This window comes from Dyella sp. 01L423, from assembly GCF_056399945.1.
The window spans coordinates 50,820-67,958 of record NZ_JBFTSI010000003.1 but is presented as its reverse complement, the minus strand read 5'-3'; the positions used below and the strand labels follow the sequence as shown (position 1 = coordinate 67,958).

12 protein-coding genes are annotated in these 17,139 nt (G+C 65.4%); 4 read left to right on the top strand and 8 right to left on the bottom strand.

Annotated features, from left to right (window positions below; genetic code table 11):
* Positions 1-22: 22 nt before the first annotated feature.
* The 5 genes from AC1DMY_RS11335 to AC1DMY_RS11315 form a co-directional block, all read right to left on the bottom strand.
* Positions 23-2,608 carry an ATP-binding protein gene (locus AC1DMY_RS11335; RefSeq protein ID WP_477165069.1) on the bottom strand — a complete coding sequence of 862 codons (2,586 nt, stop codon included), beginning with the start codon at positions 2,606-2,608 and terminating at the stop codon, positions 23-25.
* 76 nt (positions 2,609-2,684) lie between these two features.
* The gene (locus AC1DMY_RS11330; protein ID WP_082121033.1) at positions 2,685-3,035 is read right to left on the bottom strand and encodes a DUF4242 domain-containing protein; all 351 of its coding nucleotides are present in this window, start codon (positions 3,033-3,035) and stop codon (positions 2,685-2,687) included.
* A 318-nt stretch (positions 3,036-3,353) separates the two neighbouring features.
* On the bottom strand, positions 3,354-4,640 hold the full coding sequence (locus tag AC1DMY_RS11325) for a c-type cytochrome (RefSeq protein ID WP_477165068.1): 1,287 nt from the start codon (positions 4,638-4,640) through the stop codon (positions 3,354-3,356).
* On the bottom strand, positions 4,637-6,922 hold the full coding sequence (locus AC1DMY_RS11320) for a xanthine dehydrogenase family protein molybdopterin-binding subunit (protein ID WP_477165067.1): 2,286 nt from the start codon (positions 6,920-6,922) through the stop codon (positions 4,637-4,639). Before AC1DMY_RS11320 ends, AC1DMY_RS11325 begins: the two co-directional genes overlap by 4 nt.
* 41 nt (positions 6,923-6,963) lie before the next feature.
* Entirely contained in the window at positions 6,964-7,443 is a 480-nt protein-coding gene (locus tag AC1DMY_RS11315; protein WP_477165066.1) for a (2Fe-2S)-binding protein, read from the bottom strand.
* 213 nt (positions 7,444-7,656) lie between these two features.
* Here AC1DMY_RS11315 and AC1DMY_RS11310 point away from each other — a divergent pair, with 213 nt between their 5' ends.
* A complete protein-coding gene (locus AC1DMY_RS11310) occupies positions 7,657-8,754 on the top strand; it encodes an XdhC family protein (protein ID WP_477165065.1) in 1,098 nt (365 codons plus the stop codon).
* Entirely contained in the window at positions 8,751-9,383 is a 633-nt protein-coding gene (locus tag AC1DMY_RS11305) for a nucleotidyltransferase family protein (RefSeq protein ID WP_477165064.1), read from the top strand. The genes AC1DMY_RS11310 and AC1DMY_RS11305 overlap by 4 nt, the downstream gene beginning before the upstream one ends.
* 13 nt (positions 9,384-9,396) lie before the next feature.
* Here AC1DMY_RS11305 and AC1DMY_RS11300 read toward each other — a convergent pair whose 3' ends face one another.
* Positions 9,397-10,473, bottom strand: coding sequence for an AraC family transcriptional regulator (locus AC1DMY_RS11300; protein WP_477165063.1), 1,077 nt, complete (start codon positions 10,471-10,473; stop codon positions 9,397-9,399).
* A gap of 129 nt (positions 10,474-10,602) precedes the next feature.
* On the opposite strand from AC1DMY_RS11300, the gene AC1DMY_RS11295 reads away from it, so the two are divergent.
* On the top strand, positions 10,603-11,409 hold the full coding sequence (locus AC1DMY_RS11295; RefSeq protein ID WP_477165062.1) for an acid phosphatase: 807 nt from the start codon (positions 10,603-10,605) through the stop codon (positions 11,407-11,409).
* A 63-nt stretch (positions 11,410-11,472) separates the two neighbouring features.
* Positions 11,473-12,942 (top strand): flavin-containing monooxygenase, encoded by a 1,470-nt coding sequence (locus tag AC1DMY_RS11290; RefSeq protein WP_477165061.1) that lies wholly within the window; start codon positions 11,473-11,475, stop codon positions 12,940-12,942.
* Positions 12,943-13,047: 105 nt separating this feature from the next.
* Here the strand turns inward: AC1DMY_RS11290 and AC1DMY_RS11285 are convergent, their stop codons facing one another.
* A complete protein-coding gene (locus tag AC1DMY_RS11285; protein WP_477165060.1) occupies positions 13,048-13,782 on the bottom strand; it encodes a TlpA family protein disulfide reductase in 735 nt (244 codons plus the stop codon).
* Positions 13,783-13,836: 54 nt separating this feature from the next.
* Positions 13,837-16,992 carry a bifunctional proline dehydrogenase/L-glutamate gamma-semialdehyde dehydrogenase PutA gene (gene putA / locus AC1DMY_RS11280; protein ID WP_477165059.1) on the bottom strand — a complete coding sequence of 1,052 codons (3,156 nt, stop codon included), beginning with the start codon at positions 16,990-16,992 and terminating at the stop codon, positions 13,837-13,839.
* Between the last annotated feature and the right edge of the window lie 147 nt (positions 16,993-17,139).

Genomic DNA, 17,139 nt, shown 5'->3' with positions numbered 1-17,139 from the left:
GCTGAAGGGCCGGTCGCGTCGCTCAGTGCGTCTCGCCCAGCCCCAGCCGGCCGGCCTGCGCCACCGCCTCGCCGCGCGAACGCGCGTCGAGCTTGCGCAGCACGGCCGACACATGGTGCTCGACGGTTTTCTCCGAGCGCGCGATGCGGCCGGCGATTTCGGTGTTGGAGAGGCCCTGGGTGAGCAGGTCGAGTATCTGCAGTTCGCGCAGGGTGAGTCCGGCGGGATTGGCTGACGTGCTGGCGCGCGGGCCGCGCGCGACGCCGCGCATGCCGGCACGGCACAGCCAATCGCGGCAACGCCGGAGGCTTGCTGACGCCTTGAGTGCCTCGAGCGTGGCCAGGCCTTCGGCGATGCCATGCTCGTCGCCTTCGAGCAGGGCCAGCGCGCGCTCGTAGGGACAGCCCATGCCTTGCCAGGCCATGGCGGCTTGCTGCCACTGGCCATCGCGCTGCCACGCATAGTTGGCTTCGATCTCGCCTGCGCTCGAACTATCCAACCCCATCCATCGACGCCAGAACAGCAACTCGCCCAGGGCGCGCGGATCGCCCAGCTCTTCGGCCAGCCGGATGGTCTCGCGCACGAAGGGGTCGTCGCCGGCCTCGTCGCCCGCCAGCCAGGCGGCTTCCGCGCGCGCTGAAGCCACCGGCGCGAGACGCTGCAGTTCGCCGGTGGCCCACGCCAGTTCGGTCACTTCTTCGAGCGCGGCGGCAGCGCCCGGGTCGCCCCGGCGCAGGCGAATCCGTGCCAGCACGGTGAGTGCGGGAATACGCGTCACCGGTGTCACGTCGCTGCGCGTCAGCAGCTGGCTGGCGAGTTGGCCGGCGGCATCCCAGCGACCCAATTCGAAATCCACGCGGGTCTGCAAGGCCACCACGTATTGCGACCAGGAATCGAGATCGCGATCGGAAAAGTACACGGCGGCCTGACTGATATACCACTGGGCCTCGGGATAGTTGCGCGTGGTGACCGAGCTGCTGGTGAGGTTGGCATAGGCGCGTGCCACGTGTTCGCCATAGCCATGCTCGGTGGCGATGGCCAGGCTGCGCTTGAGCATCTCCCTGCCATCGGCATGGCCGTGCACGGCACGCGCGGTGCCGACGTTGTTCAAGGCATGCGTCAGCACTTCCGTGTTGCCTTGCTGCTCGGCCATCTCGATCGCGCGCTTGCCCCAGGCCACTGCTTCGGCGGTACGGTGCGAGAGCATGCGCATCTGCGATCGATTGCTGAACGCCCACGCCAGTTCTTCGTCGGCATGGATGGACTCCAGCAATTGCGCCGCGCGATTGCCATAGACCTCCGCTTCGGCATTGCGACCGGCAAACCAATACATACGCGACAACCAACGCAGCAAATGGCCTTCCTGGCGATCGTTGCCCAGCTTCTGCCATATCGCCAGCGCTGCCTCGTTGGAGTCGATGGCGCAGTCGATCTGGCTGGTGAGGTAGCACTGATAGGCGTGCCGCTCGAGCAGATCGGCTCGCTCTTCGTCGGGAAGCCCGCCTGCATGCGGCAGCGCTTTGCCGTAGAGCCAGGCCGCATCGCAATGCGCGCCGTGCGCGGCGGCGGTGTCGGCGGCCTTGGGTGCGTACTTCATCACCGCCGCGCGGTCGCCCGCGCCGGCCGCGTGATGCACGAGACGCGCAACCGCTACACCATCACCGAGCGTTTCCAGATGATGCAGCAGCCGTGCGTGCAATGCTGTCGCCACCGGCGCGGGCAGCGCCTGTTCCATCGAGATGCGCGCCAATTCGTGGCGCCAGGCGTAGCTGCCGCCTTCGGCCACCAGTAGACCGGACGCAAGCGCACCGCCCACGACTTCATCACTGGGTGCGAGCAGCGCATCCACCAGTGAAACTTCGATGCGCGCAGGCACGATGGCGGCCAGGTCAAGCAGTTCGCGCACGGCCGGCGATTGCCGTCCCGCGCGGGCCAGCACGGCGTCGCGTACGGAAGCGGGCAAGCCTTCGGCCGACAATGCCTCGGTGACAAAGAACGGATTGCCGGCGGTCGCCGCGAACAAGCCTTCGGACGGATGGCCGGTGCGCCGCGCCATGTCGACCACGGCGGTCTCTGAAAGCGGCAGCAAGGGCACACGCACGGCGACTTCGGTCGGCAGGTCGCCGCATAGCAGACGCAGTGGATGGCGTGCGTCGAGTTCATCGTCGCGATAGGTGAGTACCAGCAGCGCGCGCACACGATCGATGCGTCGCGCCAGGTACTTCACCAGATCCAGCGTGGCCGCATCGGCCCAGTGCAGGTCTTCGAGCACGAGCAGGCTGGTGCCATCTAGCTCCTGCAGGTCGGTGAGCACCGAGGCGAACAACTCGGCGCGGCGACCTTCGCGGCCGAGCAGATTTCTTGTCTTGTTGGTGAAGGCGTCGGCGATGTCGTAGAACGGCCCGAGCGGGCGGGGCGAAAACAGCGCTTCGCATCCGCCGATCAGAACACGCCCATCGGTGTGGGCCGAAGCCAGGCATCGTGCTAGCGATGTCTTGCCGATGCCTGCTTCGCCGTATACCAGTGCGGTACGGCCCGAGCCTTGTCGAGCGAGTTCGATAGCTTCCCGAAGTCGCTGCAGGGCGTAGTCACGCTCGACCAGTTCCAACCTGCCATCCTCAACGCTGGATCAACGTTCGCACCGACCGGGGGAGGGCGGGCGACACCTTGTTGGCGGCGTACCGTCAAAGGAAATAACGGAACGGACGCCATGGAGCTCTATAGACCGTACGCGTCGCCGATGCACGACTGGCTCCCGCCATACTCAAATAGAAATAGGGGTTGAGTACGGAGATTTCGGTGATCTGGTCTACAGGCAGCTCGTTACGGCGGGCCACCTGGCGAATCGCCTCGGGCGTGGGAGCATCGTAGACGCAAAAGGTCCGGGTCTTGTCCTCGCTGACGTAGGAGTGCAGCCAGGTAACGCCTTCCTGGGCGTTGGTATTGACGATTTCGACGCACTTGGCGGCGCCGCTGGTGTTGGTGGGAAGGGAAAGCCCGTTCGGAAAATAACGTTCGACGATATAGCGCGGCATGACAGTCTCCTCGTAGGACATCGCGGCTTGGGTTCAAGCGGCGATCACAGGCTACGAGTTGGCATGTGCTGCGACATCGGGAGTATCCCCCAAATTGCACGGAGCTTCCCCTCATTTTGCGCGGCCGGTGTTATCGCGGGTGTTTCATTGAAGCAACGCTTTGGATTGTCGATGGTCGCAATGCGATCTGCGACGTGTGAGCTAAACGCAATCTGCGCTGATGCGCTGAGTAGGCCTTTTGGTCGATGCTGTTTCCATCGAATTCGCTGTCACGACACAGAGAAACGTGGCGACGATGCCGCGTTACGCGCAGCGAATTCATCGCCGTTTCGCCACGTCCTCCGCGCTCAGCGTGCCCTGCTGTCCTCCGAAGTGACTGACCACATAGTTCGACAGCGCAGCGACTTCGGCATCGGAATACGCACGACCAAACGAAGGCATGAATACCTCCTGGCCATCGACATGCAGCGAGGAGCCATTGAGGATGATCTGGGTGAGATTGGTGGCGTGCGGATCGCGCACCGAACGCAGGCCGGTGAGCATCGCGTAATTGGTTTGGCGGCCCTGGCCGCTTTCCAGATGGCAGCCCGCGCACGCGCCGACGAACAGTTGCTCGCCCGGGCTCGCCGTTGCAGCGGTGGCCGTTGGCGCAGCGGCAGCGGCAACCGGCGGCGCACCGCCTTGCTGTGGTTTCACATCGCGCAGATAGGCAACCAGCGCGGCAAGATCCGAAGGCGTCAGGTGTTGCAGGCTGTAGCCCACGACTTCACCCATCGGGCCCGAAGCGGTGCCGCGTCCTGCTGCGTGTCCTTTCGAGAAGTAATCGATCAGCTCCTGATCGCTCCACGCACCAATGCCATGCTCTTTGTCGGAAGTGATGTTATAGGCCTGCCAGCCCTGCAGTTCGGCGCCGGCCAGCGCCTTGCCGCTCTTCATGGCGAAGCCGACATTGCGCGGCGTGTGGCATTCGCCGCAGTGACCCAGCGCGGTGGCGAGATACGCGCCCCGATTCCACGCTTCGGGCTTGCCTTGTTCGGGCTGGAATCGCTCCTTCTTCAGAAAGACCGCGTTCCAAAGGCTCAAGGTCCAGCGCTGGTTGAACGGGAAGGACAGGTCGTTGGGCCGCGCCGGTGCATGCACGGCCGGCAGGCTGGCGAGATATGCGCGGATGGCGATGATGTCGTCACGGCTCAGCGCCGTATACGAGGTATAGGGGAATGCCGGATACAACGGCTGCCCCTGCTTGTCGACGCCGGCATGCAAGGCGCGCACGAATTCGTCGTCGGTCCAGTCGCCGATGCCGGTCTCTTTGTCCGCCGTGATGTTGGAGGAGTAGATGGTGCCGAAGGGCAGCTTGAATGCCACGCCGCCGGCAAACGGCTGACCACCCGGTGCGGTATGGCAGGCCTCGCAATCGGCTGCACGCGTGAGGTATTCGCCGCGTGCCACGGTGGAGGGAAGATCCACTGGTACGCCAGCGCCAACAGGTTGCGTGGCCTGCTCGTTGCCGCCATGGGTCACCGTGATCAGCGCATAGGCGGTGAACACGATGGCGATCAACACGACAACGCCGACGATGGTTCCGATGATGCGCCCGATCTTCATGTGACTATCCCCGGCTGCTCGGCGGCACCACCCGGCGTGGATGACGCGGGGTTCGCCGCCGACAGCACCGACTTGAGTGCGTTCTTGTCTTGCACCAGCGCCGAGCGATCGATCGGCAAGGTGCGCAGACGCACGCCGGTCGCCGCGAAAATCGCATTGGTCAGGCTGGGCATCGCCATCACCGTGCCGGTTTCGCCGATGCCGCCTGGCGTTTCCTTGCTCGGGATCAGATACACCTCGATCGGCGGTGTCTGATTGAGGCGGAGCACGCGATAGTCGTTGAAGTTGCGCTGCTCCACCGCGCCGTCTTTCAACGTGATGCCGCTGTAGAGCGCGCCGCTCCAGCCGAAAATCACGCCACCTTCGATCTGCGCTTCGACGGTGTTGGGGTTTATCACGGTGCCGCAGTCGACCACCGCCACTGCGCGCTTCAAGATCACTTCGCCCTGCGGCGTTACTTCGACGTCGGTGATCACACACAGGTAGCTGCCGAACGGCGCGGCCAAGGCGATGCCGCGGCCATGACGTGCCGGCACATTTTCCCGCCCCCAGCCGGACTTCTCGGCGGCCAGCTCCAGCACGGCCTTGGCGCGCGGGTTGTCAGCAAGGATCTCGCGCCGATAAGCCATCGGATCCTTGCCCGCCGCATGCGCCAGTTCGTCGACGAAACTTTCAACGACAAATACGTTGTGGGTCGGGCCGACACCGCGCCACCAGCCAATCGGTATGCCGTTGGGCATGTCGTGGCGGACCCAGTCCACGCGCATATTGGGGATCTGGTAGGGAATATCGGCGGCGCATTCCACCAGGTCGGAATCAAGGCCGTTCTTGCCCATGGCTCCAGGCGCGAACGTCGCCAGGATCGATGGGCCGGTGGTGCGATCGGTCCACGCGATCGGGTGCCCCTTATCGTCGAGCGTCGCAGAGATGCGATCGTAGTAGGGCGGCCGATAGCGGTCCTGCGTAATGTCCTCTTCGCGCGTCCAGATGATCTTCACCGGATAATCCACCGCGCGCGCAATCGCTACCGCCTGGCCGACGGAGTCTTCGAACAAGCGCCGGCCGAAACCACCGCCCATGTATTGGTTGTGTACCTGGATGCTCTCGGCCGGCAGGCCGGTGACCTTCATTGCCACATCGACACAGCGCGCCGGCACCTGCGTACCGACCCAGATGTCGCAGCCATCGGGGCGCACATGCACCGTCGTATTGATCGGCTCCATCGTCGCGTGCGCGAGCAAGGGCAGCTGATAGGTCGCCGAGACCAGCTTGCCCTGGACCTTGTCCACCTGACCCACTTCGCGCCCCATGATGGGTGTGCCGTGCTCGGATGCGTTGGCGAGATCCTTGTACAGCTGCTCCGTGGTGTAACCGGCGCCGGCGCCTTTGTTCCACTGGATGGTGAGGGCTTCGAGGCCTTTCTTGGCCGCCCAGAAGTGTTCGCCGATGACCGCGACGGCGTTGTCCAGCTTCACCACCTTGAGCACACCGGGTGTCGCCAGTGCACGGGTCTCGTCCACCGACCCCAGCGTACCGCCGAAAGTCGGGCATGCCTGCACGGTGGCCACCTTCATGCCAGGCACGCGGATATCGATGCCGAACGGCAGCGTGCCGTCGACCTTGGCCGGCGTGTCTACACGGCGCAACGGTTTGCCGATCAGCTGGAAGTCCTTCGGATCCTTCAGCGTCGGCTTGGCGGGTGGCGTCACGCTCGCGGCGGCATCAGCGAGCTCGCCGTAGCGCAGCGTGCGTCCGCTCGCGGTGTGAGTGACCACGCCGCGCGCCGCAGTGCACTGCGACGGGTCCACCTTCCAGCGTTGCGCCGCGGCCGTCATCAACATGGCGCGCGCGGCGGCGCCGGCATCGCGCAAGGTGGTCCAACAGAAGCGGATGGTGGTGGAACCGCCGGTCGCCTGGTCGCCGAGCAAGGGATTGGAATACAGCTTTCGATTGGCCGGTGCATGCTCGACGGTGATCTGATCGAGCCCGACGTCGAGTTCTTCGGCGAGCAGCGTGGCTTGCCCGGTATACGCGCCCTGGCCCATCTCGATGCAGGGCATCACCAACTGCACGCTGCCGTCGGTATTCACTCGGACAAACGCATTGGGCGCGAACTGCGGATGATCGGCGTCGAGACGCGCGCCTTGGGTGTATCCCCAAACCCGGCTGGCGCCGCCCAGCCACATGAAGGCCACCACCAGGCCGCCACGCTTGATCAATTCGCGGCGTTGCGGATTCTGCAAATCAATTTCGTTCTGGACAGCATCAACACGTAGCATCATGGCGAACTCTCGGCAGTCTGCATGGAACGAGGTGGCCGCACTCAGACGATCGTCTGCGGCAGCGTCAGCTGACCGGTAGCCGCCTGTTTGATGGCGGCGCGGATGCGCACATAGGTGCCGCACCGGCACAGGTTGCCCGACATGGCCGCATCGATATCCGCATCGGTGGGCGTGGGTTTCTCTGCCAGCAACGCGGCGGCGGACATGATCTGTCCGGTCTGGCAGTAGCCGCACTGCGCCACCTCGATGCCCAGCCACGCCTGTTGCACGCGCTTGCCGATGTCGGTGGCGTTGAGTCCTTCGATGGTAGTGACCTTCTTGCCGACCGCGCCGGTCACCGGCAGCACGCATGAACGCACGGGCTGGCCGTCCAGATGCACGGTGCAGGCGCCGCATTGCGCCATGCCGCAGCCGAACTTGGTGCCATTGAGCCCCAGCACATCACGCAAGACCCACAGCAGCGGCATGTCCTCAGGTACGTCGACCTGGGTGTCCTGGCCGTTGATGGAAAGGACGATCATCGGGCTCTCCTTGACGAGACGAGTTCACCGTATTCGTGCAACACGCTGGACCACGGGCGGTGACAAGGTCGCGCGGCGCTTGGACCAGGGCGATGTTCCTCCCGCCGAACGAAAGAACAAGTGAAGGGAGTTCCCGCGACCAAGCATCGCTGCACTGGCGGGGAACACCGGCATTGACGCAGCATCGACGTGCCGCGTTGCTGACTCCACGCCATGAATGTAGCCCAGGAATTCGACTCGCTCTACCGTGCCGCCAAGGCGCTGACGCTCGATCGGGGCACGGGCGAGGCTGCCCTGGTCACCATCACCCGCACACGCGGTTCCACCTTCCGCCGCGCCGGCGCGAGCATGCTGGTGCACCGCGACGGCAGCATGGTCTGCGAGTTGTCGGGCGGCTGTCCGCAGCGGGATATCGTGTTGCGTGCGCAACATGCCATGGATAACGCCGAGGCGGCGCTGGTGGCCTACGGTCGCGACAGCAACTACGACGTGATGATTGAAACCGGTTGCGGCGGCGAGCTCGAAGTGCTGATCGAACCTTGGCACGAAGCGGGCGACCTGCACTTCCTCGACGCCATTGCAGAACTGCATACGAAGCGCCTGCCCGGCGTCATGGCCTCGCTGTTCGCGGTGGATGGCGGCGCCATTGCACGTCGCCCCCTGCGCCTGGTTCGCGGCAGCGGCAGCCTGTGGACCAATATCGGGCAGCCTGCGCTCATGAAGCAGGTTCTTGCGAATCTGCCGATACAGGCCATCGCTTCGGGCAGTGCCATCACGCGTCAGGTGGATAACGAAGGCCAACGCTACGACGCACTGTTGGAAGCGCTACGGCCGCCGCATGCGTTAGTAATCGTGGGTGATAGCGCTGGTGCGAACCTGCTGGCCCAGCTCGGCCATCAACTCGGCTGGCGCACCACCATGGTGAGTACGCGCGAAGACGCCGACCGGCCGCCCGATGGCGTGCAGCGCATCGTCAAGACGCCGGCCGCTTTGATCGCGGATCTGCCGCTGGACCCGCAGACCTCGGTCGTGGTCATGACCCACCGGCTGGAACTCGACCTGGCGTATGTCGCGCCAATGCTGTCAGCGCCGGTGCGCTATATCGGCGTGATCGGCTCGCGTCAGCGCGCGGATCAGGTACGCGCGGCCTTTCCGCAAGCCGACGACCGGCTGCACGTGCCGGCCGGACTCGATATCGGCTCGGAGACGCCCCAGGAAATCGCACTGGCCATTGCCGCGGAAATTCTCGCCCTGCGCAATGGTCGCAGCGGCGAATCGCTGGTGCATACGCAGACGTCCATTCACCCGTGAGCGCGCCATCGATCCGCACGGCAGCGGTGATCCTCGCAGCGGGCGAGGCCCGTCGCTATGGAAGTGCAAAACAATTGCTATCCATCGACGGCGTACCGATGGTCAGGCGCATCGCCAGCAACGCGTTGGCGGCCGGGCTGCGTCCGGTGATCGTGGTGGTTGGTTCACGAGCGGAGCAAGTGATCGACGGCCTCGATCAGTTGGACGTCCACTTCGTGGACAATGCCCACTGGGCCAGCGGCATGGGAAGCTCCATCGCGGCCGGTGTCAAGGCGCTGGTGATGGATGCGGCACCGGTTCACTCATTGATGGTGCTGCTGGCCGACCAACCCGCGATCCGGGTTGCGGATCTTGCGCGCATGCTTGCAAGACATGCGCAATCGCCGCAACGCATCCTCGCCTGCCAGCACGAGGGCCGTTTCAGTCCGCCATGCATTTTTCCGTGGCGTCATGCGAGCGAGCTGGTGGCGCTGGATGGCGCGGCCGGAGCACACGTACTGTTGCAACGGCATGCAGCATCGGTCGATGGCTTCAACTTGCCAGCTGCATTCTTTGACATCGACACGCCTGAAGACTACGCCGCATGGCTGGCGCGTGGCGGGGTGACTTCGATGGATGAATCGAGCTGACGCAGCTGGGATATCAGGCAGCGTGCTGGCGCGCGCTACGCGGCGGCATGCCGGTCCATCGCTTGAACGCGCGACGGAATTCGCGCGGGTCGCTGAAGCCGATTTCCAGACCGATTTCGGCCACGCTGAGCGAACCGCCGTGCAGCAGTTCCAGCGCGCGTTCGGCGCGCACGCGGTCGTGGATTTCACGGAACACGCGGCCGCCTTCGGCCAGCCGGCGGCGCAGCGAGCGCTCGCTCATATTGAGCATGCGCGCCACGTCCGGCAGGCGCGGCTGATGGCGAAGGTGGCTGCGCAGCAGGCGCTCCACCGAGGCGACCACTTCTTGTTGCGGTCCTTCGATATCGTGCTGTTGCGTGCACAGAGCCAGCGCCTGTTGCGCCGTCAGCGGGTTGTGCGAGGGCAGCGGATGTTCCAGCCATTGCGCGGCAATCACCACGCGGTTGTGGCGCGCGCCAAATAGCAGCTCGCACTGGAAGAAATCGGCATAGTCCTGCACGTGCGCCGGGCGTGGATACGTCAGTTCCAGTCGCAATGGACGGAACCCTGGACCGGCCAGCTCGCGCGCGATCGCCAGCGAGCTGGCAAACAATTCCTCGCACAGGAACGGCAGCAGCGGCGCGTCATTGAAGCGCGGCCACACCGCCAGCGCCACTTCGCGCGCACTCACCACCTCGAAACTCACGTCGACCAGGCTGCCGCTCACGCGATGGTGGGCGATGCCCACCTTCATGGCATCGCCGAAGGTGGCCGAGGTCATCATGGCCAGGCCCAGCAGGCCAAAGCTGCCGAGTGTCTCCGCGCGGCCCACCGCCAGGCCCAGCCCGGGCTCGCCGGTGGCCTGCAGTGCGCGACGGATCACCGAATGCGCCTGCCGATAGGAAACGCGCAGGGTGGGGTCGTTCAATTGCTCGCGGGTCAGCCCCGAGCCGGCGAACCAGCCGTCGCAGCGTTGCCCGCGCGCCAGGGCCAGCTGGGTCAGGTGCACCAGGATGTTCGGTGGCGTTTCGGCCACGGTATAGCGCGCGTCGGCGCCCAGTGGCGCCGCAGCGGCATCGTCGGTGACCTGGCTGACGACAGCGGACGTCATGAAACGTGGCTCCCACCCCTGAGAGCGCCGGATGATCCGGCGTGATCGCTTGATCTATATCATGGCCTCGCCGCCAACGCCTTATGCAATGCACAAGGCCGGCGCCGCCGCCGCCCGGGGAGAACGCCGATGAACACGCTTTTGCTTGCCTGCCGCCGCGCCGCCTGGCTGGGCCTGGTGCCACTCGCCGCGTGTGCCCCGGTGCAGACCCCGGTCGCCAAGGTGTCGCCCACCAGCGCCCGCTCCGTCGCTGCATCACTGCAGACAGCCGAACTGCTGCCGGCCGCACCCAAGGCCGGCACGCCGCGCTACGAGGCCGACCGCCAGGTGTTCCTGGCCACCCGCAAGCTGCAGGACTCGCCGCGCTGGCTGCTGGCGCAGCAGGACGTGGACTACGCCACGCCCAAGCTGCTGGCCGATTTCAGCTGCGCCATGGGTGCGCCGCTGGACGCCGCGAGGCTGCCCAAGCTGACAGCGCTGGTGGATGCGACCAGCAATGCGGCGGATGCTTCCACGGCACCCGCCAAGAAGGCCAATCAGCGCCAGCGGCCGTTTCTGATCGACCAGGGCGCGACCTGCCAGTCCACCGTGCAGCTTGCGCACAGCTTCGACTATCCCTCCGGCCATGCCACGCGTGGCTGGGCGGTGGGCCTGGTGCTGGCCGAACTGGCGCCCGATCGCGCCACCGACCTGCTGCTGCGCTCCCGCGCGTTTGCGGACAGCCGCGTGGTCTGCGGCGTGCACAATCTCAGTGCGATCGAGGCGGGCGCGATGAACGGCGCCGCCGTGGTGGCCGTGCTGCACGCATCGCCCGCGTTCCAGTCCAGCCTCGCCGACGCCAGGCAGGAGTTGGACGCCTACCGCGAGGCCAATCCGGGCGCGACCAGCCCGCAGTGTTCCGCGCAGAAGGCCTTGATCGAACCCACGCCGTACTGAGCACGCAAGCGGCGGCGTAAGCTGGCTGCCTGAATCGCTGCGACACTCCACGGAGACGGATGCATGGATCAGGAGGTTTCGACGACGTTCGATGTGCTGATCATCGGCGCCGGCCTGTCCGGTATCGGCATGGCATGTCATCTCGCCATGGATCATCCGCAGTTGCGCGTGGCATTGATCGAGCGCCGCGCGGCCATGGGCGGCACCTGGGATCTGTTCCGCTATCCCGGTGTGCGCTCGGACTCGGACATGTTCACCTTCGGCTACGCGTTTCGCCCCTGGCATGCGCTGGATGTGATGGCCGGCGGCGAAGCCATCCGCAACTACGTCATCGACACCGCACGCGAATACGGCGTGGATGACAAGATCCACTACGGCTTGAAAGTGCTCACCTCGTCGTGGTCGAGCGCACAGGGCCAGTGGCGCGTGCAGGTGCTCGATGAGTCGCGTGGCGAAACGCGCGACTTTACCAGCCGTTTCCTCATCGTCTGCACCGGCTACTACAACTACGATCGCGGCTATTTGCCGGCGTTTCCTGGCGTGGATAGCTTCCAGGGCCAGTGTGTGCATCCGCAGCAGTGGCCGCCCGGGCTGGACTATCGCGACAAGCGCGTGGTGGTGATTGGTAGCGGCGCCACCGCGGTCACGCTGGTGCCGGCCATGGCGGGAGACGCAGCGCACGTGACGATGTTGCAACGCTCGCCCAGCTACATCCTGTCGTTGCCAAGCTACGACAAGATCTCCGCGGTGCTGCAAAACTTTCTGCCGAAGTCGCTGGTGTTTCGCATGGCGCGGCGGCGGAATATTTTTCTCACGCGACTTATCTACAAGGCGGCGCGACGCTGGCCGGAAAAAGTGCGCGCGTTCCTGGTCTCCGGTGTGCGGCGGCAGTTGGGCGAGGGCGCCGATATGCGGCACTTCACGCCCGACTATGAGCCGTGGGACCAGCGCCTGTGCGTGGTGCCGGACGGCGACCTGTTTGCGGCGATCAGGAGCGGCAAGGCCTCCGTCGTCACCGGTGGCATCGCCACGTTCACCGAGCGCGGCATCACGCTGACGTCGGGTGAGGAACTGGATGCCGATATCGTCATCACCGCCACCGGACTCACCATGCAGACCCTCGGCGGCATGAACCTGCAGGTGGACGGACAGCCGCGCGTGATGGGCGAGCTGGTCACCTACAAAGGCGTGCTGCTGCAGGACACGCCCAACTTCGCCTGCATCTTCGGCTATACCAACGCGCCGTGGACGCTCAAGGCAGATCTTGCAGCGAAATACGTGTGTCGCCTGCTTGCCTATATGCGCGAATGCGGCGCGGACGTGGTGACGCCGCGTGCGCCGGACGATGAGCGACAGGGTGAATCGATCATGGCGACGCTTACCTCCGGCTATGTGCAGCGTGGTGCATCGGTGTTGCCGAAGCAGGGCCGTGAACTGCCGTGGCGTGTGTTGAACAACTATGAGCGCGACTGCGAGATCTTGCTCAAGGAGCCGGTGGCGGATGAGGCGTTGGAGCTGGTGACGGCGCCATAGCTTGTTGTGGGAGCGCACCCTGTGCGCGACAGCCTCGCGGAGCGTTACCGGCACGGCGCCGCAGTCGCGCACAGGGTGCGCTCCCACAGGGGGAAACCCAGCGCATCAAGGATGCTGCGCCGCCTTCTTCCACTGCATCACCCACCCTGTGAGATCCGCAAACTGCTTGTCCTGCCCTTCGCGCATCGACATGCCCACTGCCGCACCCGCCACGCGACCCGATGGATCGATCAGCATCAGCGTCGGATAAATGCTCACGCCCAACGTGTCGATCAACGCCTGTCCATCGTGCAGCACAGGCCACGTCAGACCACGATCCGCAACGAACTGGCGCGCGGTGGCAGCGTCTTCATACGTGATCGCGACAAAATTCATCTCACCGTTCGCGTGCGCATAGGCATTGAGCACCGGTACTTCGGCAATGCATGGCGCGCATTCGGCGAAAAAGAAACTCACCAGCGTATAGCGGCCACGCAGATCGCTTAGCCGCTGGGTCTCGCCCTTCAGCGACGGCAACTCGAACGGCGGAAAGGCACTGCCGCGCCCAAACGAGAACCGACCTGCACCTGTGGTCGTACCGGGCGGACGCAGGCGCAGCATCGCGGCGTTGGCCTTGCTGTCGATCGTGCTGCTGTAGCTGCGGCCCTGGCCGAGCTGTTGCGCAAACGCGGCGTAGTCCAGCGGCTTGCCGGCAGCATCGAGGTAATGGACGTCGGGTGAGGGACCCAGCTGCAGGGTGGCGACGAAGCCTTGCTCGCCGCTCTGCGATGCCGCTGCATGGAGCGGACGGAGCATGAGCGCCAGGGTGAACAGACCAAGCAGTCGCCAAGCATGCCGCATGCGGGCTCCCTTCGAACATGCGGGCCGGCGCGATTGCGCCGGCCCGTGTTGCGCTTACTCGCCGATGGTGAGCAGCGAGGCGTTGCCGCCAGCGGCGGTGGTGTTGATGGTGAGCGTGCGCTCGCCGGCAAATCGCAGCAGGTAGTGCGGGCCACCAGCCTTCGGGCCGGTGCCCGACAGGCCTTCGCCGCCGAACGGCTGCACGCCGACCACCGCGCCGATCTGGTTGCGGTTGACGTAGCAGTTGCCCACGCGCGCACGGCTCTGGATGAACTCCACCGTGTCGTCGATGCGGCTATGAATGCCCAGCGTGAGGCCGTAGCCGGTGGCGTTGATCTGGTCCACCACGTTCGGCAGCTCGTCGGCTTTCCAGCGGATCACGTGCAGCACCGGACCGAAGATCTCGCGGGTCAGCGTCGCCAGGCCCGGGATTTCATAGGCACGCGGCGCGAAGAACGTACCGTTGCCGGTGGTGGCTGGATCGAGTGCGACTTCGCCGATCTTCTTCGCTTCCTTGTCCATGCGCGCGGCATGGTCAACCAGGATCTTCTTCGCATCCTCGTCGATCACGGGGCCGACGTCGGTCGACAGCTGGCCCGGATCGCCCACGTTCAGCTCGGCCATCGCGCCGGCAAGCATGGCGTTGACCTTGTCGGCGATGTCTTCCTGCACGAACAGCACGCGCGCAGCCGAGCAACGCTGGCCGGCGGACTGGAACGCGGAGGAGATCACGTCCTTGACGATCTGTTCCGGCAGCGCGGAGGAGTCGGCGATCATTGCATTCTGGCCGCCGGTTTCGGCGATCAGCGCAGCGATCGGTGCATTGCGGGCGGCGAGCGCGCGGTTGATTGCCCAGGCGGTTTCGGTCGAGCCCGTGAAGGCCACGCCGGCCACGCGCGGATCGCGCGTCAGCGCGGCACCGACGGTGGCGCCATCGCCCGGCAGGTACTGCAGCACGTCGGCGGGAACGCCGGCGTCATGCAGCAGCTTCACCGCGACGTAGCCGATCAGGCTGGTCTGCTCGGCGGGCTTGGCGATCACGGCATTGCCGGCGGCAAGCGCCGCGCTGACCTGGCCCAGGAAGATCGCCAGCGGGAAGTTCCACGGACTGATGCAGACGAACACGCCGCGACCGTTCAAGAACAGCTGGTTGCTCTCGCCGGTAGGACCGGGCAACTGTTCCGGATGGCCAAACAGACGGCGCGCCATGGTCGCGTAGTAACGCAGGAAGTCGGCGGCCTCGCGAATTTCGGCGATGGCGTCCGGCAAGCTCTTGCCCGCTTCGCGCACGCACAGCGCGATGAATTCGCCGCGACGCGCTTCGAGCTGCTCGGCGGCGTGCTCGAGAATCGCCGCGCGGCTGGCAGCCGGCAGGCGATCCCACGCGTGATGCGCGCTCACCGCATTGGCCAGTGCCTTGTCGACGGTGGCGCTATCGGCGGTGACATAGCTGCCCACGGTCTGGCGACGATCGGCCGGGTTGGTCACCTGCACGGTGGCGCCGGTGCTCTTGGCGCCCGGCACCAGCGGCTCGGCGTTCCACGGACCGCTCTTGTTCTGGATCGCCTCGGCGAGGGCCTTCAGTTCGTTGTCGTTGGAGAAGTTGACGCCCATGGAATTCTTCCGCAGTTCACCGTAGAGATTCACCGGCAAGGGGATGCGCGGGTGAGGGATGGAGGCAAAGGAGCGCACGGTCTCGCAGGGATCGGCGACCAGTTCGCGCACCGGCAGCGATTCGTCGACCACGCGGTTGACGAAGCTGGTGTTGGCGCCGTTCTCGAGCAGGCGGCGCACCAGGTAAGGCAGCAGGTCTTCATGCGTGCCCACCGGCGCGTACACGCGGCACGGCACGTTGAGGTTCTGCTTGCCGATCACTTCGGCGTAAAGGTCCGTACCCATGCCGTGCAGGCGCTGGTATTCGTACGGACGGTTCTGCGCCAGGTGATGCACGGCGGCGATGGTATGCGCGTTGTGCGTGGCGAACTGCGGGTAGATCAGCGCCACGCCGGCGTCGAACAGCTTGCGTGCGCACGCCAGGTACGACACATCGGTATTGGGCTTGCGCGTATACACCGGGTAACCGGCGAGGCCGTTTTCCTGCGCGCGCTTCACTTCCGCGTCCCAGTACGCGCCCTTCACCAGGCGCACATACCAGCGGCGGCCGCTGGCGCGCGCGGTTTCGATCAGCCAGTCGATTACGAACGGCGTGCGCTTGGCATAGGCCTGCACCACGATGCCCAGACCGTTCCAGCCTTCCAGCGACGGGTGTGCAAACACCTCGCCGAGGATGTCGAGCGACAGTTCGAGACGATCGGCTTCTTCCGCGTCCACGGAGAGCGCGATGCCGTTCTTCATCGCCAGCTGCGACAGTTCCAGCAGCTTGGCGGTGAGATCGCGGCGCGCGATCTCGCGCTTGGCCACCTCGTAGCGCGGATGCAGCGCGGAGAGCTTCACCGAGATCGACGGCGCATCCGTGTGATTGGCAAACGGACCGCGCGAACCAATCGCGGCAATCGCGTTGCGGTAATCCTGCTGGTAGCGCTCGGCCGTTTCGCTGGTGAGAGCCGACTCGCCCAGCATGTCGTAAGAATAGCGATAGACCGCGTATTCCTTCTGCGCGCAACGGTCCAGCGCATCGCTGATGGTCTGCCCCATGACGAACTGGTGGCCCATGATGCGCATGGCCTGGCGCACGGCCAGACGGATCGCCGGCTCACCCGCGCGGCCCACCAGGCGACGCAGCGCACCGGTGAAATCGTGGCGCGTCTCTTCCGACAGCGTGACCAGCTTGCCGGTCAGCATCAGGCCCCAGGTGGAGACGTTGACGAACAACGACTCGCTCTGGCCCAGATGCTTCTTCCAGTTCGCATCGCCCAGCTTGTCGCGAATCAGCTTGTCGGCGGTGGTCTTGTCCGGAATGCGCAGCAGCGCCTCGGCCACGCACATCAGCAGCACGCCTTCTTCCGACGACAAGTCGTACTGGCGCATGAAGGATTCGACCGCGCTCTGGTCCTTGGCGCGGGCGCGTACGCGGCTCACCAGTTCGGCGGCCAGGTCGATCACCTTTTCACGCTCGACCGGCGGCAGGGTGGCCTGGGCCAGCAGGTCGTTGACCGCTTCGGTCTCGTCGCGCAGCCAGTTGGCGGTGATGCGCGCGCGTGCCGGCTCGACAGCGGTCGGCAATTCGGGGCTGAGAATAGGTTGTGTCACAGGGTTTTAGCCGGAACGTGATGGGGCGGGGAATCGCGGGATTGTACGCGTGGGGGCATACGCACGCGACCGTACGTGGTGCTGCGGTGCGGTACGGGCGCGGCCGCATACATATATATGGGCGGGGTGCTGCCGGGAGAAGAGGGT

What these genes read in the sequence shown, in the direction of transcription:
- AC1DMY_RS11330 (WP_082121033.1), bottom strand. Translation starts at nt 3,035, where the DNA reads ATGCCGCGCTATATCGTCGAACGTTATTTTCCGAACGGGCTTTCCCTT.
- AC1DMY_RS11325 (WP_477165068.1), bottom strand. Translation starts at nt 4,640, where the DNA reads ATGAAGATCGGGCGCATCATCGGAACCATCGTCGGCGTTGTCGTGTTG.
- AC1DMY_RS11320 (WP_477165067.1), bottom strand. Translation starts at nt 6,922, where the DNA reads ATGATGCTACGTGTTGATGCTGTCCAGAACGAAATTGATTTGCAGAAT.
- AC1DMY_RS11315 (WP_477165066.1), bottom strand. Translation starts at nt 7,443, where the DNA reads ATGATCGTCCTTTCCATCAACGGCCAGGACACCCAGGTCGACGTACCT.
- AC1DMY_RS11310 (WP_477165065.1), top strand. Translation starts at nt 7,657, where the DNA reads ATGAATGTAGCCCAGGAATTCGACTCGCTCTACCGTGCCGCCAAGGCG.
- AC1DMY_RS11300 (WP_477165063.1), bottom strand. Translation starts at nt 10,473, where the DNA reads ATGACGTCCGCTGTCGTCAGCCAGGTCACCGACGATGCCGCTGCGGCG.
- AC1DMY_RS11295 (WP_477165062.1), top strand. Translation starts at nt 10,603, where the DNA reads ATGAACACGCTTTTGCTTGCCTGCCGCCGCGCCGCCTGGCTGGGCCTG.
- AC1DMY_RS11290 (WP_477165061.1), top strand. Translation starts at nt 11,473, where the DNA reads ATGGATCAGGAGGTTTCGACGACGTTCGATGTGCTGATCATCGGCGCC.
- AC1DMY_RS11285 (WP_477165060.1), bottom strand. Translation starts at nt 13,782, where the DNA reads ATGCGGCATGCTTGGCGACTGCTTGGTCTGTTCACCCTGGCGCTCATG.